Origin of the sequence: Desulfotruncus arcticus DSM 17038, from assembly GCF_900113335.1 — a bacterium.
Lineage (GTDB): Bacteria > Bacillota > Desulfotomaculia > Desulfotomaculales > Desulfallaceae > Desulfotruncus > Desulfotruncus arcticus.
In genome coordinates this window covers 25,897-46,710 of sequence record NZ_FOOX01000025.1, presented here as the reverse complement: position 1 = coordinate 46,710, position 20,814 = coordinate 25,897, and the positions used below count along the sequence as shown (strand labels likewise).

Below are 20,814 nucleotides of genomic sequence, written 5' to 3'. Positions count from 1 at the left end.
AATGTGTAAAAATGAACCTTATTAAAAAATATATGCATATCATTCTGGCCATAATATTAGCCGCTGCGGCCGGCTACGGCGTTCTTTACATGATAAATCTTAACGCTCCCACAGTACCGGTTACTACGGCAAGGGAAAAACTGCCCATCGGAACGGTCATCACGAATCAGAATATTAAAATTGAAAAATACCCGAAAATTGCCGTACCTGACGATGCTGTTTTTGACAAAAACCAGGTTATAGGGAAAACGGTGTTTGAAGGGCCGGTACTGCAGGACGACATTATAAGACTGCAGCATGTAAAGGATAACACAGGCAGTCTTGTGGCTTTGTTAAATACCCTCGCTCCGGGTAGAGAAGCCGTTGATTTACCTTCCGGTACCGCAACCGGACTAAGTGGAGTTGCGGTAGGAGATAAGGTAGATATTTACGGTGAAGTTGATTTTATCGATCAAGGCAAAGCGGCCACAACAACCACTAAAGTGGCGCAGGGCGCAATAATCCTTAAAGTCCCGGGCGGGAATAAAGATGCAAGTGGCCCCGTGGATGTAGAAGGGGCCTATGTTGTAGCGATACAGCCTAAAGAAGCTGAAAACGTAAACAATGGTATCGTAAAAGGTAAAAAGTTTTCAATTACCCTGCTATCGCCAGAGGTGAAAAAATGATTAGTATTAGTAAACTTTTCAAGAGAAATAAAAATAAGCAAGATGAAGAAAGCACGATAATCTGGAAAAGCAGCGATCAATCGAACAGCCAAGAGGAAAACGTTGAAGAAAACGTTACAAGTTTATATAACATACCTATTAGCCCGAAGGCTATACAGGGCGAAGGTACAATTATCACCGTTCAATGCGCTAAACACGGAGATGGAGCAACTACAGTGGCAGCGAACATTGCCGCCAGCTTGGCAAAAGGGAATCCTGAAAAAGTAGCTTTGGTTGATTTGGACGGGTATGGTTCCGTCAGGAGCCGTTTCGGATTATTAGCCAGTGAATGCCTGATTAACATACTTGACTGGGAGGATGTCCAGGGGGTAAGAGACATGGCCATGGCAATGTATTCTCATACGTCAGGCGTTGTGCTGGTCCCGGGAGTCATTCACTATGACCATATAAAAAAAGTAAGCCCGGATCTTATCTTTAAAACACTCACCATATTAAAAAACAATTTTGACGTAATCGTGCTGGATTGCCCACCCCTCGGTCAAGCCAATAACACCTGGACAGCGGCAATAGTATCAGATATCGTGTTAAGCATTTTAAAGCCCGACCGAACGAGTATCGACCACTATCCGGAAAACAAGTCATACGCCAACCGGCTGGGTTGTGGTGAAAGGTATATAACCGTTTTAAATCAATCGGCAATACCCGGGGGGATACGATCAGCCGACCTGCTTAATAACAAAGAGCTTGATATCGGCATAGCAGCAGTGTTGCCTTATTCCGTAAACGTTAACGAAGAAAACAACAGAAGAAAGCTAATCTGCCATTCAAAGCCCAAGGACCAGTTCAGCCAGGCAATAAATGAACTGGTTAGTGAATTAATTAGTTAGGTGGTGCAAACATGGGAATAGACGTAGCGTTAATTGAAAGCCTCGCAAAAAATTGTTTAGGTTTTGTGGTCAATGATGAATTACTTAAATCAGCAGATGAAGAACTGATTATAGCAGCTGAAAATATTCCGGGCATGACCCATCAGCAATTTTTAAATATCAGGGGCCATGTGCAGGAACAGCTCAGTAAGCGACTTAGACCGGAGGACCGATCAAAAAGCCGTGATCCACAAGTAAGGTCACAGTTAAAAAGCATTGTCATGAGAGCTTTGCTTGACCTCTCTATACCACTGGGGGATTATGCGGCACAAACACTGGTTGAAGAACTTGGTAATGACCTTTTGGGTTTTGGCCCGATAGAACCATATTTTTATGACCCGGAAGTGACTGAGATAAAGGCCAGTAGGGATATTGTATATATTGAAAAGAACGGTATTGAAAATGCGGCCGAAGGTGTACATTTCAGAGACGAGCAGCACATCAGGGATGTTTTGGAACGAATGATTGCGCCTACTGGAAGAAAGGTTGACTTAAATAATCCGGAAGTGAACGCTAGGCTGTTTGACGGCTCGCGACTTATAGCGCAAATCCCGCCCATAGCGGTTAAGGGCACCATGATTACAATCAGAAGGTTTCGAATGGATATGACAGTTGAAAACCTGCTTAAAAGAAAAGCTGTTTCTGAGGAAGTATTGGACTTCTTAAAGGCAGCAATAATTAGCAGGCTGAACATTGTGATCAGTGGTGGCACCAGCTCGGGAAAAACTACGGTTTTAAATTGTTTGGCCTCGTTCATCCCGGCCAACGAAAGCATAATCACCATTGAGGAACCGGCAGAGCTGCAATTACAGCATCCCAACGTTAGGCCCATGGAAGCCAATTCGCAAACCGAATACACTCAGAGAAGACTGGTTCAATCCTCACTGCGTATGGCCCCGAAAAGAATAATAATTGGCGAGTGCCGTGCCGGTGAAACTTTCGACATGCTCCAGGCAATGAACACCGGCCATGAAGGATCTATAACCACAGGTCACGCAAACTCGGCCTGGCACTGCCGTTCAAGGTTTGTGAATATGGTCCAGATGGCCGGAATGGAGCTGCCCTACGAGGCAATTATCGAACAAATTGCCGATGCCGTAGACCTGTTTGTACACGTTAAAAAGGATAAAAACGGCCGGCGCCGACTGGATCATATTTGCGAAGTGGTTGGAGTTAAAAAAAATAACGAAGGTATATTAAATGTGAATCTTAATCCGGTATGGAGATATAACCCTCAAAAAGACGCCTTCGAATTTGTGGCTGAGAAGTTTCATCGTTGTGAAAGGCTGGTGGAACAAGGGGGCTGGAAAACATGATTATCACTTACCTCACTGCGATGGCCGCAGGATTGGCGGTCATCTATCTTTTATTAGGCCCTAAAATAATCAGCAACAAATCTAAATCTGTGCGGGTTAAAGACCAGCGGCTGGAAACCAAGGCATTAAAAAAATCATCCAATGATTTAATCATTACCTTGGCCGGAAGTGTGCTAAGTTCCGGTGTAACGTATGCGATAACGGGAAATCTTATTTTCACGTCAATCGCTCTGGCCGGCGGCTTTTTGGTGCTGAAATGGTATCACAACAAGAAAGAGCGGGAAAGAAAAGAACTACTGCAAGAACAATTTGCCGAAGTGTTGGGGCAAATAGAATCAGCGCTATACGGCGGGCTAAATCCATACCAGGCAATCGAAGATGCGGTACCGGAGATGCCCCGGCCGGCTAAAGATATATTTTATGAAATACTTAGGCATACACGTTCAGGAGATACGCTAGCGCAGGCTATTGAAGCTGTACGTAAAGAGTCCGGCTGGGAAGAGCTAAGGGTGCTTTCCATTGCTATGAACCTGTACAGCAGGACCGGTTGTAATATGGGAGAAATCTGCCGGTCGGCACTTGAATCATATGAAGATGAGGACAGCTTTAGACGGCAGATAAAAGCCTCAATAGCACAGAACATGTTCTCGGTAAAACTTCTAACCGCGCTGCCTTTTTTAGTTCTGGGGGCCGCAAGGACTATAGCGCCGGCTTTTACCGCACCGCTGTTCAATACCTTTGAAGGCGGTGTGGTTTTTATTATATTAACCAGCTGGATAATTATCGGAAACATTTTTATTGAAAAGATGGTCGTCTCTGCCCTGGGGAAAAATATATAGCTTGGGGGTGAAATTGTTTGGATACAGCCATGATGACCGCCACTTTAGCTGCAACATCTGTTCTGGTTGGTGTGGCCGGTCGTAGATTTAACCTGCCTGGCGGTATGAAGTTAAAAGGAAATTCAGAAGAAATACTGTTAAGAACAGGTAACCGTTTTAGCAATGAACTTACTAAAAGTTTACTCAAACAACGAATTGTTCAGGCTGACCTCGATAACATGGAACCGGAGTATCTGGTTGGACTGCAAATAGCCTTACCGGTACTGTTATTGGCAGTATTTCTGCCCTTTATGCTGGCTGGTCTGATTGATATTTATTGGGTTATATTGCCTACTATTTTTCTTTATTTTCTACCCCGTATTTGGATCAATAAAAAAGCGGAGCAACGGGTTAAGGCAATAAGAGCGGACGTACCTGATTTTTGTGATCTTCTATCCTCGGCCATGGAAAGCGGTGCCGATTTATTGATGGCTGCTGAAGAAGTCGCGTCATCAATGAAAGGTGAATTGACCAAAGAAATTAATAAAACACTTTCTGATATCGTAACCGGTGACAGTAAAGCGGTGGCTTTTAATAAACTGGCAGCAAGGTGTGGGGTACCTGAACTGTCCGGATTGGTGAGGAAAATCAATCAGGCCATACGTTACGGCGGCGAAAAATTACCTGAAATGGTTAAACACCAGGCAGATAAAATCAGGTTGCAAAAACGCCATAAAGCCCAACAGGTAGCCGGTGAGCTGGTTATAAAGTTATTGCTGCCAATGATTGTGTTTTTCCTTGGTCCGCTGATCTGCTTCTTGCTTTTCCCGGTAATGTGGCACCTTTGGTTTGCTTTTGGTTAAGCCTAAAGCCTTCCCTGGCGTTAGGTCAGGGATTTATTATAAATAAACTTGATGCCAAAGGAAGGAGGTGGGGCACATGTTAATGTCACTTAAAAAGTTGCACCATGACGAAAAGGGGCAGGGGATGGCCGAATACGGGCTAATTATTGCCTTAATCGCGGTTGTAGTAATTGGAGCTTTAACTCTTATAGGGAATCGCATTAATGATAAATTTGGAGATGTAAACGAAGCACTTGATTAATTTGTGCAGCAAAAGCCCTCTACCACTAATAATTGATGGTAGGGGGCTTTTATTTTTAGGGGAGGTGTTGCAATGAAAATCTATATTGGCAAAAGGCTAATAGCGGATCAGGTATTCATGGCCGACAACCTTTTTACACGTCTAAAAGGGCTTTTAGGTAAAACATGCATGGAACAGGGACAGGCCATGGTCATAAAACCGTGTAATTCCATACACACCTGTTTCATGCGGTTTAACATTGATGTGCTTTTTATCGGCAAAAACAATGAAGTTGTTAAGGTTGTAAGGAATATGGCCCCTTTTAGGTTTGCGGCAGCAATAAAAGCAAAGTACGTCATAGAGCTTCCTGCAAACTTCGGGATAAAACCGGGTGAACTTGTAGAGGTGTTGCGCAGTGATTAGAACATATTTTTTCGGGTTTTTCGATTTGATTGAAAATAACCTATTCCTGATTGGATTAGCCTTGCTCTTAGCATTATTATTTGGAAGTTTTTTCAGATTAATACGATACTACATGTTGGACTTCGGAATGCCCTATGTTAAGTCAAGTATTATAGCCGCAATTCTGATTGCGGTTATTTGCTTTATTTTCTATGAAAGGGGGGTAGTAGAATGGATCTGTCAATTTTCAACCTGGTATTAGCAGGTGTGCTTGCAACAATGGCTTCATATACCGACCTGAAAGATGAGCTAATCTATAATAAACATGTTTTCCCTTTTCTCTTACTGGGCGTAGCATTGGCTGTGGTGCAACAAAGGTATGACCTACTATTAAGCGGCGGTATTGTGTTCGCCTTCTATTTTTTTATTTACGCGGCAAAAAACACCTTGGCCAAGCTCACCGTAATGCTCGGGGGTATACCCCTGCCGGGAGATGAAGAACCGATTGGCGGCGGTGACGTTAAACTGTCGGTTGCCCTGGCGTTATTTATCGGCCATATTCCAGTTCTGGCAGGTACCGTATTGGCGAGTATACTACTGCTTGTAATCCACGGGGTTAAAATTTGGAGAGCTACAGGCAGCCCGGTTTCGGTCCTTTATATGGCCACGGCAAAATTACCAAGTGCAAAACCAGTAGCTTTTGGATACCTGCTAGGACCTATGTGCGTATTGGTTGCTGTATACCAATATTATTTTTACTAATCAAAATGAAAAATATTTTTGAGAGAAGGTGGTAATTTTTGAGGCAAAGCTTGAATTTTTTTCCTTTCCGTTGTATAATATAAAAAAGTCGGAATCTCGGAAAGGCGGAAAGACGTATGTCAATTAATAACATGGAACCCGTTAAATCTAAAAAAGTACGGGTGTGGGGAAAAGGGCAGCTAACAATACCGGTTGAAATAAGGGAAAAATTAGATATTAAGGAAAATACTTATCTGGAGATATTTCAGGTCGGTAAAGCCATCATTGCAACACCTGAAAGGTTGGTTGTAAAAGAGCTCGCCGATAACTTTCAAAAAGAAATGTTAAAGGATAATGTAGATTTGGAGAAATTGCTTCGGGATTTGAGGGAAGGCGATCATGAATATAAAACAGACTAAGGTCTTCTTTGACAGTAGTGTGATTATAGCGGGGCTGGCATCAAATAAGGGCGGTTCCCATGAAGTCTTGGTACTGGCTGAATTAAAAATAATAGCACCGTGTATTTGTGAAAACGTTGTTACCGAAGTATTTCGCAATGTGCAAAAGAAACTTCCAAGTGGTATGCCGCATGTATATACGCTGTTTAAAAGACTACCGTTTAAATTAATAGATCCAACCGAAGAAGACATCGAGCAAGCCCAAAAATTAATTAACGACAAAGATGCGCCCATTTTGGCAGCGGCTATAACTGGTGAAGTTGACTGGCTTTTAAGCCTGGACAAACATTTTTTAAAAGTGAACATGGAAGATCAAATTGGATTTAAGATTAGTTCGCCTGGTGAATTTTTGCAAACGTTGCCTTACTTTTAAAGAAAAATATGGAACAAAAACATATGTTCGGGTGTCTAAGTATTAAAGACTAAAACAAGGAGGGATTATTACATGAAGCGTTTTGCTTTATTTTTCGGTCTGATACTGGTTCTGGCCATGCTGGTTATCAACCTACCTTTCATAACAGGTGCCAATGCTCAGGAACAAGAGCAGGTGAATGTGTATGAAGATAATCAGTTGGTTAAATCAGTGGTATTCGTAGTGGGCAATGACCATTACTTCGTAAACAACGAAACTCCCGGCGTTAAAATGGACGCCAAGCCGTTCATTGAAACAGGCCGTACCTTCGTGCCGATTCGTTACTTATCTAACGCCTTGGGCGTAACCGATAAGTACATTGGTTGGGAAAGCCCTAAAGTAACCCTAGATGAACCTGATTTTCCGGTAGTGGAGCTGACCGTGGGCAGTAAAACCATTAAGAGTGATGGCAAAGCTACAACGATGGATGTTACTCCCCTTTTAAGGCAAGGCCGCACATACCTGCCGGCCCGGTTCGTGGCCGAGGCCTTGGGTTACCAGGTTGAGTGGCTGCCGGAAAACAATATAGTGCTATGCTGGCCCAAAGGGACAAAGAAGCCGGATGTTAGCAGTGTAATTGAATATATCGGCCGGAAATTAATACCGCAGGAACCAGTGGAGGTACAACAACCGGTTGAGGAACAACCGCAAGCAAATCCGGAAATACCGGCAGGGGAAACCCGGACCTTTAGCGGCAAGCCGCTTGATCCGAATGATTATGTGGTTGCCGAGAGAAAGGCCATTCCCTACGAATTCAAACAACCAGGTGCCAGCATCATGGAAATGACCGTGGAGGAACTGCGGCAGGAGCCGGTTGCGATGGGTAGTAACAATGATACAATTATTTATGATGTGGACGTGCAAAAGGATATGTTTTATGTTAAGCAGGCTTCAAGTGGACTTATACCGGCAAGATTAATACTAGCCAAGGGCAACGATGTCTCGGTGCAAAGAGATAACACGCTGAAAGAATATAGCAGCAACCCCTTCACCCACGGATACTACGTTAGCCTGGAAGCAGACCCGGGAGGCGGTACCAAGATCGAAGATGTCACTCACATTATGCTGTTATTTAGTAACCAGGCACTGGCAATTAAAAATCCTCTCTACAAAGGAGGCAGCAAATAATAATGCGTTTAACCAAATTAATACTTTTCCTTGCAGCCCTGCTGCTGTTGCTCCCGGGAACGGCCTTAGCCGAACCCCAGGAGCAATTATTTTTGCGCCAAGTAAGTGTAGGTAACTTTGACGTATGGCAGCACACCGACGGCAGATGGCAGGATACCGACCAATGCGGCCAGCCGGACCCTTACGGCCTGACAAATAAAACATTAAAGCCGGAAGTTTTTACACTGCCTCAAACGCAATACACCAGCGGTTTTACCGTTACAAGAGTAGAGATAGAATACGACTTCACCCTAACGAATGAGGAACTTAAAAGTGCTGGCCGCAGCGAAAGTTGGGATATTTTTAACGCAAAATATATAACCAAACTCCCCAACAAGTACAAGGCAGAAAAAATCGGCGAGGATTTAGCCCAAGGCACAGTCACCGTTCAAAAGACACTTGACCTGATGCCAGAGCTGCTTGACCTCAAAGATCCTGCCGTCCGTGAGGAGTTAGTCATGACCGACCAGGACTTCTCCGACCTGGCCCAAGGCTGGCGCTGGTACACACCGGTGTTGATTAACTGGTACGGAGTGCCGAGGCAAGCCTTACAGCCTCCTGATTTCTCCGTTACTTTAGACAAACATGAATTTAAAAACATGGACCCCGGTGACAAAGTTACACTTACAGCGACATATAAACTGAACGATGACCACCCACAACCGGAGAAAGCCAAGCTGGGTGCTTTTCATGTTATTGGGGCGGAATATCCGGTTACTCTGGAGCCACTTGACCCCAAAGACGCACCTGATAACGATAGTGTCATAGAATTTCAGCCAGGTGAACAAAAACAATACAGAATAACCGTAACCGTTCAAAATAGAAATAGCGTTGTTCAGGCCAAAGTATGGCCGGCTGATGCCTCAAATGACGCTGATTGGTCAAATAACAGTGATGAAGCTTCAATACTGGTTCCAGTGAATGACATCATGGTAGAGATTCTTCCGTCAATGAATCCCTGGGAAACCAATAATCTACCGGATTTGGTTGAAACCACAATTAGTGTTACGCGCAAAGAAAACAGCGGCGGCAACCTGCCGGTTAAGTTAACCGTTCAGGGCCCGGCCGGCAACAAGACATTTACCTTTAACCTGGCACCCGGTCAATACGAAAACCGACCATATAACTTTACAGTTTCAAATACCGGCAATTATAACATTAAAGCGGAAGCCTGGCCGTCTGACGGCAGTTGGACGGATGCACATCCGGAAGATAACGTAGATACAGAGGTAATAAAGGTTATTTATTACCAACTGCCGGAACCGACAGACAGTAAACTACATGTTGAAGGAATTAATTGATATTGACGTGTGAGTTAAACAAAAAAATTGCCAAAAAATAAGGCAATTTGTGGTACAATGCGATAAGGGAATATTGGGATACGGGCCTCACCTGCCGGGGTTTACAAAACCCGAAAGGGGGTGGGGCAATAATGATCTCAGTTTCAGATACAATACAAATTGTCATAGCAGTTATTCTTTTGCTCACCCTCGTCGTTCTACTTATAGATCGGCGGTAGCATTGGAAAGCCCCTGAAGTTGTTCGCAGCAACTCCAGGGGCTTATACCGAATGAAACCCCGACAGACGAGGCATTCCCGCCGTATTACCAATATTCCCTATTTAATAAAATAATATAACGATATAATGTAAAAGTCAAACCGGCCAAGTCCGGTTTTTTTCTTTTATAGAAGGTCTTTTTTTTAGGATTATAAATTCAAGGTGGAGGTGTTTATACAATAGTAATGAAATTACAAGAGCAAAAAGGCCAGGTGCTTGTAGAGTTTGCATTAGTAGCACCTTTGCTTATATTTTTCATCTTTTATTTATTTATACTCGGGCTATGGATCTATAATTCATCACAAACTGATCAGGCAGCCAGAATAGCCGCCAGACAATGTGCCTGGACCGGCAACTCATATGAAGCAAAACAAGAAGCAAGGGATTACCTGCAAAAAACTATTGTACTATCTAAAATTAAAAATATCGAAGTAATGAACAAAGGAGCCAATGCAAGCAGTAAAGTTACAATCGAAATGGAAACTTTCCTTCCCGGCCTCAAAAAACTACTGGACGGCAGCGGGTGGACAGGAAAGGTAACCATAAAAAAGGAGGCGACAACAGTAAGTGAATATCGTTTCAGACATCCGGAAGAATTTAATTAAAAATCAAAAAGGGGTAATTATCATAGAAGCAGCCTTATCTTTTATTGTTCTGTTAATATTCTTTCTGGGCCTGGTTACGATGTCTTTTATTTTTAAGGATTACATTAACATACAAAAAGTGGCCAGAGAGGGAGCCCGGGAAGCATGTATAACCGGCAACATAGACCGCGCATACGATACGGCCGTGCAAACAGCCTGGCTGTGGGGTATGGACACAAACCGGCTCACAGTAAAGTTCCGCAAGGATAGTATTGGTAACCGCAACCTGGAAACGTGCGTAGTAACTTATCGTGTCAATCTGTTCTCAAAAACATTCCCGAAACTTGCAGGCGGGTCGAGTCTTACCGACTTCAATATAAACGCACAGGCAACATTTGGGTGGCAAGACTTCACATAGAAAAAAGGAGCCCAGATAAAAATGCTAACAATATCCAAGTACCAAAGAGATCAGCGGGGAAGTATATTGCCGATTATGGCAGTTGTGATAATTATCCTGTTTGCAGTATCGGCAATAGCTATTGATTTCGCAAGAAGAAACATAGCGGCGGAAAAACTACAGACAGCCGGCGATGCTGCGTCTTTAGCAGGAGCGATGAGCGCAACGAGATATGTAAAATTGGAAATTGACCCCGGAAAGTATAAAACAACCTGCCACAGAAATCATAAGAGTTACCCGTGCTGCAAATCCTGTGGCGATAAATTTACTGTGACCGGTAAAGAAAGCGAGTTAATAGACCAGAAAGGGTATAAGGATTACCTGTGCAATTGTGGCGGCGGTAGCGTAAAGATACTGGATAGGTGGGTTGAATATAAAGGAAACAATGCAGAAAACGCCGCCATAATGTTTTTTAATTTAAACAAACCCAGAGAAATGAACTCAGCCCAAGGTGGCCAATCAGCCATAAATGACATCAAGATCTTTAGTAATAGAAGTGATCCAAGATACCCTTCAGTGTTAGTACGTTCAACCGGCAAAATTAAAACGATAATGATGAACTCATTGAATAAACTTTTCCCGGGAGTAGATTTTACTTATTTAAACGCCTCCAAATGCTCTCAGGGCGGTTCATTTTATTACGACCTAAATGGGCGCTGGCACAAGGCCGCAGAAGAGGGATGCGATTAAAGTAAATCACATTAATCTGGAAAGGATGATTTTATGCACAGACTCCTCGGAGGGAGTTTTTTTATTGCCGCGGCAATTTACATGGCCGTATCAAAACCCCCTGATTATGTAACTCTATCAGCCATGCTCTTATGCGCTACAAGTGCCGCGTTGGCCACATTAAAACAATACAACTGGTCAATTGCAGTAGGCGTAATAATGATTGCCGGATCATTAATAATGCAGGCGGCATTGTCATATCTATGCCTGGATTGTCTCAGATCCGACGCCTTAATTCTATGCGGTACCGTATACCTGGTTGTATTCGACAAAAGCAAATTTAAATTACTGACCAGGGGTCTGGCTGCCACCATGACATTGATATTGTTTATAGTCTTTATCCTGGCCACCCCGACAGGACAGGCAGTGAACATAAATACAGATACTATCGGACGCTATATATCGGTAAATGACGGGCATTCCGATATTCACCTTGACACCGGGCAAAAACCGGTTTTATTTTTTAACCCCGAGTGCAGCGCCTGCAGCAAAGCAATAAGCGAATTGATACAAATTGATCCTCTTGGCGAACGTTGGACCCCGGTACAAACCGGTGGCAAATTGCAAGACGGGCAAAGCTATCTGGCCGGCAAAGGATATATGGGAAAGCTTTATCTAACAGACTGGCCGGGAACGGTACCGGCGCTAGTTACAACACAGGGGGAGAATACAAATATCACTAATTCGCTTGAACAAATGATCAAAATAATTGGGGGTGGGAACAGTTGACTATCTTTTTTGCAGGAATCGGTGCAGTTGCTTTATTTCTCTTAGGTTTAGCGTTTAGAGCTAGCCCGTCAATAGCCATACTGGTGCAGATACTTTGGTTATTGGCATTTTTAACGCTGATAGTTGTTGTTTTCATGTGGATACGCAGTTTGCGCAAGCAAATACAAGGATTGGGTGGTAATTTCCCGCTATCAATAAAGGAATTCACTAATGTGGAAAGTGACCTTAAAGCCCTCTTTCAAAGAATTAAGTATATGGAGTTAGAAAAATGGGACCAGGCGGCAAAACAGGCCGGTGATTCCCTTGTGCTGATGTTCAGCTCAACAATTGACGAATTAACCGGTGTGGCAAACAGAAGGCGTCTGGAAGCTTATTTAACGGAAACAGCGGATAAAAGTATACCCCTGTCGATAATCATGATGGATATTGATTACTTTAAAAAGGTGAACGACACATACGGGCACGGGGTGGGTGATGAAGTGCTGCGGCATTTCGCCAGGGTGGTCCAAAAAGCAATCCGTCCAGATGACTTTTTAGCCCGTTATGGTGGCGAAGAATTCATTGTTGTTTGCAAAGCAAGCATTGAACAGGCCGCGCAGGTGGCGGAAAGAATAAGGAAATCAATTGAGAAAAGCCAGGCCAAAACTGCAGCGGGGGAAATCAAAATAACGGCAAGTCTAGGTATCGCTGAATTTAGAGAGGGGGATACGCCAGGAATTGTAAAAGAAAGAGCTGACCAGGCTCTCTATAAAGCTAAAAATGGCGGAAGAAATAAAGTTGAAAAGGATGGTGATTAAAAATTAAAAAAATAACACTTCCAAAAAAGAAACTAAGCTTCTGGATAGCCTTGTTTCTAACCCTGGCTGCCGGAGCTTCTATCTATTACGCCTTCTACCTGCTGTATACACCTGTTGCTGTCGTTGTGCCCAATAAGTTGATAGAAGCCAGGGCCGTTATAACGGACCAGGATGTGAAATTAAAGACCGTTGGTAAAATTGATAAGTATCCAAACGCAATCACGGACATTGAAGAGGTGTTGGGCAAGTATGCCGAAGTACGCCTATACCCCAGGGAACAAATAATTCCCGAAAGAATAACAGCCAACCCGGGTACCGTTAACGGAGCGTTCAGTTATCTCGCTCCGGATGAGACATACATTACTTTTGGCACAAACGAAGCCAAATGGCCGGAAGGATTGAAAGTGGGTGACACCCTTACGGCGGTGGCATATCTAAATAACCAGGAAACTAAATTGACTGAAAATCTTAAGGTGATTGGTGCCGGAGCTGCGACCGATAAAAACCCCGGCATAATCCAGCAGGCAAAAGAACAGGTTCAGCAGACTATGCCTATCCAGAATTATCAGGACAAAATTACCCTGGCCATGAAATTTACTCAGACAGGTCCGGTTCTGGCCGGACTGGCAAAGGCAAAAAAGTTGGTATTTTTACCTGAGAGTCCGCAAAAAAAAGGAGGAGTCGATATATATGAACCACAATCAGAACAAATCCAACCTCAAGGAACTGATCAAAAAGGTACGAACAGCGGTAAGAAATAACTACGGAGACATTTTTATTGAACACGAAGATGGCAAGGATAAAAAAGAAGAGGTAATCCGTGAACAAACCCGGGCAATTCTAGGTGAAGAAAATACAGAAATTGAACAGTACGTTTTGTCACACCTGCTTGGTTTTGGTGAAATTGAAGCTTATATAAAAGACCAGACAATTAACGAAATAATGATTAATAAACCCGATGAAGTGTGGATTGAAAAAAACGGTGAAGATATTTTAACAGATATTAAATTTGAATCTATCGATGAGGTCATGGATTTACTACGGCGGATGGTACAGGTGGCAGGTCGCAGAGTAGATTTTTCCAACCCCATAGTTAACGCCCGCCTAACGGACGGATCCCGGGTAAACGCAGTAATTATGCCCAATGCGTTATATCCGGTGATAACCATCCGTAAATTCATCCAGCATAAATTTACTGCAGATGAGTTGCTGAAGCAGGGATTCCTTAACGAAGAAATGCTGACTTTTTTTGAATATGTCGTTAAGGGAAAATTAAACATTGTTATCTGTGGTGCCGGGGATGTTGGTAAGACAACATTTTTACGGTTTCTAGCAACATTCATCCCGGCAAAAGAAAGACTCGTGACTATTGAAGACATAAGAGAATTAAACCTGGACAACCCCCATGTCATTTCATTGGAGGCATCAGACAAGGCCGGAGTTTATGAGTTAATGGTCAATGCCCTGCGCATGAGGGCAAGCCGGATCATTATGGGCGAATTTAGAGGCCTGGAAACATTCGAACTACTCAAGGCCATGGGCACAGGCCATGAAGGATCGATAACAACGGGTCACGCCAATTCCGGAAAAATAGATCTCATTCAAAGGCTTATAAATGCCATGATCAAATCGGGCATGTCCGACCGGGAACTGATTAAACATATTACAAGTGCCATCGACCTTACTATATATATAAAAAACTATAAAGATAGTTCAAGGCGGGTAGTAAATGTTGCAGAAGTAATTAACGACAACGGTGAGCCCAGGTTTAACGATATATACCAGTTTGACAGCCAGGAACAGAAGCATATAGCGGTCGGAACCTTAAGTGAGAACACTATTGAGCGCTTGCGGGACAACCTCGTTAGCGATCTCCCGGATATAAAACCCTTCGGGGGTGGAGAGTTTTGAGCAAGTTTGTTATGGTACTACCTTCCATACTAGTTGTCATTGCTGTGGCGGCTATTTACGTTTCGATTAACGAGGATCTTTTTACGGCCAGGATAAAAAGAATCAGAGAGGAACTTGAAGTTGAGGCGCTTACCCGGGAAGCGCTTTTCTCAACGCCGGGCATCCGAAAAAACGCTGAGTTCAAGCTTCATCGGTTGGGATACAACATATCATACAGGTACTTTCTTATTATAAACGGGTTGATCGGTGTTATTCTGGCATTTTTAAGTGTACTCTTTATGAACAACCCCGCGCTGGGCATCCTGTCTGCGGTGATATGGATGATATTAATTCATAAGTTCCTTGACGATGTGTATGTAAAGAAAGTGAAAGAACCGATGGCCGAACAGGCGGAGCTTGCCCTCCAACTTCTAGCTGAAGTTTATGAGGTGACAAAGGACTTGATAGAAGCTTTTAGGCAAGTGACCCCAGCGGTTAAATCACCTCTTAAAGAGGAAATGGAAGTATTTATACAAGACTATAACATGAATAAGGACTTAAACACCTGCCTGTTGGAGTTCTCCGAAAGGGTGGATAACAGGGATATAGAAACCTTTGCCAGGGGGATTATATTATCTCTGTTTTATGGTACCGACACCTACGAGGTTTTAAGGCAAACTTCGGATATTATCCGGGAGCGCAGGGAGTTGCAAGAGGAATTAAAGAACGAGACAAGAGGTAGAAGCGCTACAATTCTTATATTCCAAATAGCCGTTCCGGTAGTCTTAATAATCCTATTATTTAAATCTCCCTCCGCCCGGGACATATTTTTATACAGTGCCAAAGGACAAAACCTGGTTTGCCTTGCCCTGCTTGCTGAATTTATAACATGGTATTTTAGTAAACGAAAGGGGGTAAGTGAACAATTTTAACATTCACTGAAATTTCCCTTATTTCGGCAACACTAATATCAATGGCCGTAATATCCTGGCTTTCAATGAGGGTTAGAATACCCCGACCAATTGAATTATTCCTCATGTTAAGTAGGACCGGTAGTACGGAAGAGAGTTTAAAAGCCCTGGACAAGCGTCTAAGGGCTTTAAATATTCCGGTGTCAGGTGAAATGTTTGCGGCATTAAAAACAGCCGTTACAACAATTCTGCTGATTGCCGGAGCAATAATTCTGTCCAGTGATCTTACCATAGGCGCTATGCTTTTAATTATAGCCTACCTGGTCTGGAAAATGTCATATCGCCTGCTGGAGTTGCTGGAGAAGCGGAAAAGAAAGGAGTTGGTAAATGATTTTACTTTTATGGTGAACCAGGTGCGCATCTACACAAAAGCTGCTGACCTTTACCAGGCCATGAAAATAGTACCCTATACCATTAAAGGTGAAATGGGCAGGGAGTTAAGGCTTTTATCCGCCGACATGGAAATGTCGCCCTTAACTGAAGCACTGGACAGTTTCGCCAAGCGGTGCGGTATCAAGGAAGCGGAGTACTTTACACAGATCGTCCTACTGGGGATAAGAATGGGCGCTGATGTTAATGTAGATAAGGTGCTGAGCAGTTACGCGAAGATGCTGCACCAACGCAGGGTAGGGAAAATAAAGCGTTGGATAAAACTCCAACCGATATTGATAACAATTCTGCCCGCCCTATTGTTATGGATATTCATGCTTATGTTCATTGTTCCTTTTTATACTGACATTATAGGTAAAATGAGCAATATCTAAAAACGATAATCACGGAGGTATCAAAATGAAAGCTATTAAAAAAATGGTCGAAAAGTTTCATAAGGATGAGAAAGGACAGACTTTTATTGAAATGGCATTTATTATCATATTGATTATCATTGCCATGTACCCTGCTGTAAAGAGCCTTCAAACTGAAGGTATTCAGCCGAAATATGACGACATCACAGATCAACTGGAAAGCGTAACGGTTCCCGACTTGAATTAAGGAGATGATCTTTTGATAAAAGAAAATCTTTACGAACTTCACAAAGACGAAAGAGGGCAAACTTTTATTGAGATTGCCTTGGTTATTATCCTTGTAGTATTTGCTGTGGCACCCTTTTTGTCCGGATTAAGCGGCACAACCTCGGAAAAATTGCAAGATATGAGCGATAAAATCGGGTCGGTTGGAACGCCATGATGTTGTTAAAACTGCATCGTGACAGGAGGGGGCAAACATTCATTGAAATGTTGTTCGTTTTCCCCCTCCTGTTTATGCTTTTTTCGTTTATCGTTGAAATGGGATTCTTGGTATACGATTGGGCGGTGCTGAACTATCAGTGCGGTACCACAGCGGTGAAAGCAGCTACAACAGGGCAATTAACCAGTACATTACGAGAAAGCCTGGCAGCTGATATAATAAGCTGGTCAGCGAATGGTAAAGATTATACTTATATTGTAGACGGGACTGGGCCGCCGGGCACTAAGGACCTGAACACTGTTTATATTTACGGGACCGATGAAAATACCCCTGTTCAAAGGGGGCAATATATTACTATTAGTGTTGATTACCCTTGGCACTATAAGTTCTTTTTAACTGACGCCCTGGCTTCTTGGGTGGTAAGTGAAAAAGATTTGCGCCTAAAGGTTAACGCTTCGGTACCCAGCGAGGTGTTTATTGAATGAAGATATTTAAAGACCGGAGAGGGTCAGTTTCCATACTGACCCTCTTTATAATACCGGTAATTATTGCTGTTGGTGCTATGGTTGCAGACATAGGTAACTTTTTCTGTGTCAAAATATCAGCCAAACATATGCTTAATCTTGCGGTGAGGGCGGCAGCGGGACAAATCGACATAGAGGAATTATCAAACGAGAATATAGTAATTGATGAAAGTGCTGCCAGCCAGAAATTTTACGAGGCTCTTGAGAAAAACCTGCGTCTGGACAGTAACCTGCACCCACTGACCGGTTCTATTATTGACGGGCCGGTTTCAGTGGCTTATTTAAAAATTATAAACAATGACGAACTGCCCTACACTTATAGCTACGGCTCTTTTACTGAGACGATTACTCAGCCATCAGTGACAGCAATAATCGAATTTCCGGTTAAATATGGCATGCTTGGACAGGTAACCGGTACGGGGACTCAGTGCACTATGACTGTACACGTTACAGCCGGACCACAGTTAATAAGACAAGAAATAGGTGAGTTTTGAAATGGTGTAAGCTTTCTTTTTAATCAATTAAGAAGGGATATATAATATTAATGAAATTAATAAAAAATCAAAAAAAGTTAGTATTAGTATTCATGTTTTTTGTATCTTTAATCCCCAACTCCGCATATGCAGAACAAACATCTATCCAAGTAGATAATCAGAAAAAACACTTTTCCAATCCTTATGATCTTTTTGGAAAAGGTAATTGTGCTTATTTTGCATGGGATATGATGGACCTTTTCTGGCCGGTTACGTTTGAGGTGCCAGGAGCATATGATGCAAAAGACTGGGTGGATTTAGTAGGAAGTAAAGTAACTCAAAACGGAAAGATGTACAAATTGATTAAAGATAAAACTCCCCAGGTAGGTGATATTGTGGTCTTTTCTGATAAAGATATTGGTTTCTCTAGAGGGCATGTGGCCTTTGTTACAGGTATAAATCAAAATTGCAGCTTCGATGTTAAAAATAAAGATTTTAAAACTGATATTGATATTCAGGTTATGGAAAGTGCAAATTACGCAAGCAATTACAATTTCCCTAATATGTACGAAAAATGTCTATATCGCAGCTATAGATATAGTGTCATGCAAGGAGATAAAATAGTGTACCCAGATATGTGTTTTCTTCGCTGGAAGGTAGTTGTGGGGTATCAGGTTAATAATGGGATGTGATTTTTTTAATTGAATTAATTTTTACGCTGGCAACAATGCCGGCATTTTTTTATGGGGGTGGTTCCTATAAGGAAAGTTTGACAGGAATAGGCCAGGATAAGATGCAGTTTACATTCATAGGTCGCATTTTAAAATTGTGATTGGGGAGGTTTACGGAATGAAAAAAATCTTTATTATCATACCACTATTAGTCAGTTTGCTATTTTTTACTTCCGTTCAACCAAGTTTTGCAAGTAAAACAACAAAGACTATTAATATTGAAGAATCTTGGACTGAAGAAGGGTATGATAACCTTTATTCTTTTAAAGATGGTTGGTGCCATATAGTTAATGTGAATTGGTCATATAGGTTGATACTTGAAGGAAATTGGTTAGGCGGTGTTTATGCAAGATTGTTTGCTAACGGAAGTCCAGGATATACTTTTTTTGATGAATATTATGATGGAAGCTATAGGCAAACAGTTTCAGCTCATAATAAGAATTTTGATACTTCGAATTCCTATATAAGTGAATTTTATTCAGATATAGATTTTAATGGATTAGAATATGATGAACCAATTACACTACACTATATCACGGTTGATGAATATAAGGTTGATAATGTAGCTTTAAGCAATACAGATGATGGTTATGTAAAAATAACAGTTACCCAAAATAGTCCTAATTCTAAACTAACATACACAATAATAAATGCTAATGATGGAAGAACCGTTGCCACTAAATCAGGAGTAACTACTTCATCTTTTTCTGTCAACGATGTAGCACCAGTAAGAGGCGCAGTAAATAAGTATAAGGTACAATATAAATTCCCTTACGGTAATCCTAGGACATTTACATCAGGTGGCATAAATGTGCCTATAGACACTCTTATTTATAATGCTGTCGCTAATGAAAATGGTAATACGGTAGATGCCGTGCGTGATTCTTCCGGGACTGTCTTACAGGAAGCAAGGGATGCAAAAAACTTAGCAGATTCTGCTAAGAAACAATCCTGGTACTCTGGGAAATATGGGGGTTCCTCTGAAAGTGTGGCCGATGTTGCAGGTTATATACGTAATACGCAACTTCCGGATATCTCTAACAAAATAGCTAATCTTGAAACCACAGTTAATAATATTACCACTACTGATAATGTTTCGCCTACAATAGGAGTAAAGACTCTTTCTGGTGCCATGGCTACCAGCGGAAGCAGTATTAAAATTGTTATTACAGCTTCCGATAATGTTAGCTCAAACCTGCAATACAGCATTAATGGTGGAACCTATTCAACATTACCCGCAAGCGGCATCGTATCTGCTCCGGTAAGCAATTCAGGTCCTAATACAATTACGGTCAGAGTAAAAGACGAGGCCGGTAATATTGGATCAAAAACAATTATAGTTAGAAAACTGTAAACTTCACTTACCCCGGGTCTCCCGGGATTTCTTTTTTAAAAGGGGTGATTCGGTTGAAAAACAAAATAGTTACACTAATATGCTTGGGTATGGTTATTTTATTGACAACAGGTGGTTGTGATGATGAAAAAAAAGCAATAGACACGAAAGATAACGATACATTAAAACCAGCTAAAACTATTGTTGAAAACTATCTTATCAATGCAGCTGAAAATAACTGGACGGAAGCATTAAAAGAATTATCGGGTGAGGCCCTTATTCAAGCCGAAGTGAACAAGGATCGGGTAAAAAGCAAGAGACAGATTATTGCAAAAGAGTTTGAAGGCGAATTCATAACTGTAAAGACCGTGGAATTAACCTGTGATTTTACCGAAACTGATGGTAGTACAAACACTGACCGCCTGGCTTATAAGTTTTATCTTGAAAAATCAGGGAACGGTTGGAAGATTTACAAAACTGAGTGGGGAGACTACATTCATGGTGAGCTGCAGCTAGGGCGGATCCCAAACGGTGCTGAAGAAACAATTTGTCAGTACATTAATCTTTCGATTAATGAAAGGCGTTCTCAAGATTACCTTTACCTGGCCGGCAAAGCACTAAATGACTCACAAAGGGCTAAGCTATTGCCGAATGACAATGACGTTAAGACAAAAACATCGGAAGAATTTAAATCAATAGAATGCCTTGGTGTAACCGACAAATATGCTGTTGCCAGGGTAGTTTCAAACTTAACAAAAGAAGACAAGGTTTATTCAGTAGTTTCTATTGTTGATTTTGTAAAAGTTAATGGATCATGGAAGATCAGTCGACTTGATGTGGCAAGTATTAAGGGGGTGTAAAACCT

The 20,814-nt window shown here is 42.2% G+C and carries 28 protein-coding genes; all 28 read left to right on the top strand.

The window, feature by feature from the left end; genetic code table 11:
* Positions 1-11: 11 nt before the first annotated feature.
* The 28 genes from BM056_RS23750 (at position 12) to BM056_RS23610 (ending at position 20,809) form a co-directional block, all read left to right on the top strand.
* Positions 12-665 carry a CpaB family protein gene (locus BM056_RS23750; protein ID WP_092475449.1) on the top strand — a complete coding sequence of 218 codons (654 nt, stop codon included), beginning with the start codon at positions 12-14 and terminating at the stop codon, positions 663-665.
* On the top strand, positions 662-1,552 hold the full coding sequence (locus tag BM056_RS23745) for a CpaE/TadZ family protein (protein ID WP_092475446.1): 891 nt from the start codon (positions 662-664) through the stop codon (positions 1,550-1,552). Before BM056_RS23750 ends, BM056_RS23745 begins: the two co-directional genes overlap by 4 nt.
* Before the next feature lie 11 nt (positions 1,553-1,563).
* Positions 1,564-2,907, top strand: coding sequence for a TadA family conjugal transfer-associated ATPase (locus BM056_RS23740; protein ID WP_092475444.1), 1,344 nt, complete (start codon positions 1,564-1,566; stop codon positions 2,905-2,907).
* On the top strand, positions 2,904-3,746 hold the full coding sequence (locus BM056_RS23735) for a type II secretion system F family protein (RefSeq protein ID WP_092475442.1): 843 nt from the start codon (positions 2,904-2,906) through the stop codon (positions 3,744-3,746). Before BM056_RS23740 ends, BM056_RS23735 begins: the two co-directional genes overlap by 4 nt.
* A 17-nt stretch (positions 3,747-3,763) precedes the next feature.
* On the top strand, positions 3,764-4,588 hold the full coding sequence (locus BM056_RS23730; RefSeq protein WP_092475440.1) for a type II secretion system F family protein: 825 nt from the start codon (positions 3,764-3,766) through the stop codon (positions 4,586-4,588).
* 82 nt (positions 4,589-4,670) lie between these two features.
* Positions 4,671-4,829 (top strand): Flp family type IVb pilin, encoded by a 159-nt coding sequence (locus BM056_RS23725; RefSeq protein ID WP_435050982.1) that lies wholly within the window; start codon positions 4,671-4,673, stop codon positions 4,827-4,829.
* Between the two features lie 72 nt (positions 4,830-4,901).
* Positions 4,902-5,231 carry a DUF192 domain-containing protein gene (locus BM056_RS23720; RefSeq protein ID WP_092475436.1) on the top strand — a complete coding sequence of 110 codons (330 nt, stop codon included), beginning with the start codon at positions 4,902-4,904 and terminating at the stop codon, positions 5,229-5,231.
* Between the two features lie 210 nt (positions 5,232-5,441).
* Positions 5,442-5,972 carry a prepilin peptidase gene (locus BM056_RS23710; RefSeq protein WP_092475432.1) on the top strand — a complete coding sequence of 177 codons (531 nt, stop codon included), beginning with the start codon at positions 5,442-5,444 and terminating at the stop codon, positions 5,970-5,972.
* 116 nt (positions 5,973-6,088) lie between these two features.
* Positions 6,089-6,370, top strand: coding sequence for an AbrB/MazE/SpoVT family DNA-binding domain-containing protein (locus BM056_RS23705; protein WP_238456641.1), 282 nt, complete (start codon positions 6,089-6,091; stop codon positions 6,368-6,370).
* Positions 6,351-6,782: a PIN domain-containing protein gene (locus tag BM056_RS23700; RefSeq protein WP_092475430.1), complete on the top strand. Its 432-nt coding sequence runs from the start codon at positions 6,351-6,353 to the stop codon at positions 6,780-6,782. The genes BM056_RS23705 and BM056_RS23700 overlap by 20 nt, the downstream gene beginning before the upstream one ends.
* Before the next feature lie 72 nt (positions 6,783-6,854).
* Positions 6,855-7,949, top strand: coding sequence for a stalk domain-containing protein (locus BM056_RS23695; RefSeq protein WP_238456640.1), 1,095 nt, complete (start codon positions 6,855-6,857; stop codon positions 7,947-7,949).
* Between the two features lie 2 nt (positions 7,950-7,951).
* Complete coding sequence (locus BM056_RS23690; RefSeq protein WP_092475422.1) at positions 7,952-9,289, top strand: hypothetical protein; 1,338 nt, start codon at positions 7,952-7,954, stop codon at positions 9,287-9,289.
* A gap of 442 nt (positions 9,290-9,731) precedes the next feature.
* Positions 9,732-10,151 carry a TadE/TadG family type IV pilus assembly protein gene (locus tag BM056_RS23685; protein ID WP_092475419.1) on the top strand — a complete coding sequence of 140 codons (420 nt, stop codon included), beginning with the start codon at positions 9,732-9,734 and terminating at the stop codon, positions 10,149-10,151.
* Positions 10,114-10,548 carry a TadE family protein gene (locus tag BM056_RS23680; protein ID WP_092475417.1) on the top strand — a complete coding sequence of 145 codons (435 nt, stop codon included), beginning with the start codon at positions 10,114-10,116 and terminating at the stop codon, positions 10,546-10,548. The genes BM056_RS23685 and BM056_RS23680 overlap by 38 nt, the downstream gene beginning before the upstream one ends.
* A 21-nt stretch (positions 10,549-10,569) precedes the next feature.
* Complete coding sequence (locus BM056_RS23675) at positions 10,570-11,277, top strand: TadE/TadG family type IV pilus assembly protein (RefSeq protein WP_092475414.1); 708 nt, start codon at positions 10,570-10,572, stop codon at positions 11,275-11,277.
* Positions 11,278-11,358: 81 nt separating this feature from the next.
* A complete protein-coding gene (locus BM056_RS23670) occupies positions 11,359-12,045 on the top strand; it encodes a hypothetical protein (protein ID WP_131820837.1) in 687 nt (228 codons plus the stop codon).
* Entirely contained in the window at positions 12,042-12,842 is an 801-nt protein-coding gene (locus BM056_RS23665) for a GGDEF domain-containing protein (RefSeq protein WP_092475408.1), read from the top strand. Before BM056_RS23670 ends, BM056_RS23665 begins: the two co-directional genes overlap by 4 nt.
* 50 nt (positions 12,843-12,892) lie before the next feature.
* Positions 12,893-13,603: a CpaB family protein gene (locus tag BM056_RS23660; protein WP_092475405.1), complete on the top strand. Its 711-nt coding sequence runs from the start codon at positions 12,893-12,895 to the stop codon at positions 13,601-13,603.
* Entirely contained in the window at positions 13,533-14,753 is a 1,221-nt protein-coding gene (locus BM056_RS23655; RefSeq protein WP_092475403.1) for a TadA family conjugal transfer-associated ATPase, read from the top strand. Before BM056_RS23660 ends, BM056_RS23655 begins: the two co-directional genes overlap by 71 nt.
* Positions 14,750-15,664 carry a type II secretion system F family protein gene (locus BM056_RS23650; protein ID WP_092475401.1) on the top strand — a complete coding sequence of 305 codons (915 nt, stop codon included), beginning with the start codon at positions 14,750-14,752 and terminating at the stop codon, positions 15,662-15,664. Before BM056_RS23655 ends, BM056_RS23650 begins: the two co-directional genes overlap by 4 nt.
* 104 nt (positions 15,665-15,768) lie before the next feature.
* Positions 15,769-16,467: a type II secretion system F family protein gene (locus BM056_RS23645; RefSeq protein WP_092475395.1), complete on the top strand. Its 699-nt coding sequence runs from the start codon at positions 15,769-15,771 to the stop codon at positions 16,465-16,467.
* A 25-nt stretch (positions 16,468-16,492) separates the two neighbouring features.
* Positions 16,493-16,693, top strand: coding sequence for a Flp family type IVb pilin (locus BM056_RS23640; protein WP_092475392.1), 201 nt, complete (start codon positions 16,493-16,495; stop codon positions 16,691-16,693).
* A 12-nt stretch (positions 16,694-16,705) separates the two neighbouring features.
* Positions 16,706-16,888: a Flp family type IVb pilin gene (locus BM056_RS23635; protein WP_092475390.1), complete on the top strand. Its 183-nt coding sequence runs from the start codon at positions 16,706-16,708 to the stop codon at positions 16,886-16,888.
* Positions 16,885-17,373 carry a TadE/TadG family type IV pilus assembly protein gene (locus tag BM056_RS23630; RefSeq protein ID WP_114319316.1) on the top strand — a complete coding sequence of 163 codons (489 nt, stop codon included), beginning with the start codon at positions 16,885-16,887 and terminating at the stop codon, positions 17,371-17,373. Before BM056_RS23635 ends, BM056_RS23630 begins: the two co-directional genes overlap by 4 nt.
* The gene (locus BM056_RS23625) at positions 17,370-17,906 is read left to right on the top strand and encodes a TadE/TadG family type IV pilus assembly protein (RefSeq protein WP_092475386.1); all 537 of its coding nucleotides are present in this window, start codon (positions 17,370-17,372) and stop codon (positions 17,904-17,906) included. The genes BM056_RS23630 and BM056_RS23625 overlap by 4 nt, the downstream gene beginning before the upstream one ends.
* A gap of 50 nt (positions 17,907-17,956) precedes the next feature.
* Positions 17,957-18,577: a CHAP domain-containing protein gene (locus tag BM056_RS23620; RefSeq protein WP_092475384.1), complete on the top strand. Its 621-nt coding sequence runs from the start codon at positions 17,957-17,959 to the stop codon at positions 18,575-18,577.
* 157 nt (positions 18,578-18,734) lie between these two features.
* Positions 18,735-19,970: a hypothetical protein gene (locus BM056_RS23615; RefSeq protein WP_092475382.1), complete on the top strand. Its 1,236-nt coding sequence runs from the start codon at positions 18,735-18,737 to the stop codon at positions 19,968-19,970.
* Between the two features lie 53 nt (positions 19,971-20,023).
* Entirely contained in the window at positions 20,024-20,809 is a 786-nt protein-coding gene (locus tag BM056_RS23610) for a hypothetical protein (RefSeq protein ID WP_092475380.1), read from the top strand.
* The last annotated feature ends 5 nt before the right edge of the window (positions 20,810-20,814 follow it).

Excerpts from the sequence above, each read along its gene's own strand:
- BM056_RS23735 (WP_092475442.1), top strand. The coding sequence starts at position 2,904 with ATGATTATCACTTACCTCACTGCGATGGCCGCAGGATTGGCGGTCATC.
- BM056_RS23725 (WP_435050982.1), top strand. The coding sequence starts at position 4,671 with ATGTCACTTAAAAAGTTGCACCATGACGAAAAGGGGCAGGGGATGGCC.
- BM056_RS23710 (WP_092475432.1), top strand. The coding sequence starts at position 5,442 with ATGGATCTGTCAATTTTCAACCTGGTATTAGCAGGTGTGCTTGCAACA.
- BM056_RS23705 (WP_238456641.1), top strand. The coding sequence starts at position 6,089 with ATGTCAATTAATAACATGGAACCCGTTAAATCTAAAAAAGTACGGGTG.
- BM056_RS23740 (WP_092475444.1), top strand. The coding sequence starts at position 1,564 with ATGGGAATAGACGTAGCGTTAATTGAAAGCCTCGCAAAAAATTGTTTA.
- BM056_RS23655 (WP_092475403.1), top strand. The coding sequence starts at position 13,533 with ATGAACCACAATCAGAACAAATCCAACCTCAAGGAACTGATCAAAAAG.
- BM056_RS23745 (WP_092475446.1), top strand. The coding sequence starts at position 662 with ATGATTAGTATTAGTAAACTTTTCAAGAGAAATAAAAATAAGCAAGAT.
- BM056_RS23695 (WP_238456640.1), top strand. The coding sequence starts at position 6,855 with ATGAAGCGTTTTGCTTTATTTTTCGGTCTGATACTGGTTCTGGCCATG.
- BM056_RS23690 (WP_092475422.1), top strand. The coding sequence starts at position 7,952 with ATGCGTTTAACCAAATTAATACTTTTCCTTGCAGCCCTGCTGCTGTTG.
- BM056_RS23675 (WP_092475414.1), top strand. The coding sequence starts at position 10,570 with ATGCTAACAATATCCAAGTACCAAAGAGATCAGCGGGGAAGTATATTG.
- BM056_RS23685 (WP_092475419.1), top strand. The coding sequence starts at position 9,732 with ATGAAATTACAAGAGCAAAAAGGCCAGGTGCTTGTAGAGTTTGCATTA.
- BM056_RS23700 (WP_092475430.1), top strand. The coding sequence starts at position 6,351 with ATGAATATAAAACAGACTAAGGTCTTCTTTGACAGTAGTGTGATTATA.
- BM056_RS23615 (WP_092475382.1), top strand. The coding sequence starts at position 18,735 with ATGAAAAAAATCTTTATTATCATACCACTATTAGTCAGTTTGCTATTT.
- BM056_RS23645 (WP_092475395.1), top strand. The coding sequence starts at position 15,769 with ATGTTAAGTAGGACCGGTAGTACGGAAGAGAGTTTAAAAGCCCTGGAC.
- BM056_RS23670 (WP_131820837.1), top strand. The coding sequence starts at position 11,359 with ATGGCCGTATCAAAACCCCCTGATTATGTAACTCTATCAGCCATGCTC.
- BM056_RS23620 (WP_092475384.1), top strand. The coding sequence starts at position 17,957 with ATGAAATTAATAAAAAATCAAAAAAAGTTAGTATTAGTATTCATGTTT.
- BM056_RS23625 (WP_092475386.1), top strand. The coding sequence starts at position 17,370 with ATGAAGATATTTAAAGACCGGAGAGGGTCAGTTTCCATACTGACCCTC.
- BM056_RS23630 (WP_114319316.1), top strand. The coding sequence starts at position 16,885 with ATGATGTTGTTAAAACTGCATCGTGACAGGAGGGGGCAAACATTCATT.
- BM056_RS23750 (WP_092475449.1), top strand. The coding sequence starts at position 12 with ATGAACCTTATTAAAAAATATATGCATATCATTCTGGCCATAATATTA.
- BM056_RS23720 (WP_092475436.1), top strand. The coding sequence starts at position 4,902 with ATGAAAATCTATATTGGCAAAAGGCTAATAGCGGATCAGGTATTCATG.
- BM056_RS23640 (WP_092475392.1), top strand. The coding sequence starts at position 16,493 with ATGAAAGCTATTAAAAAAATGGTCGAAAAGTTTCATAAGGATGAGAAA.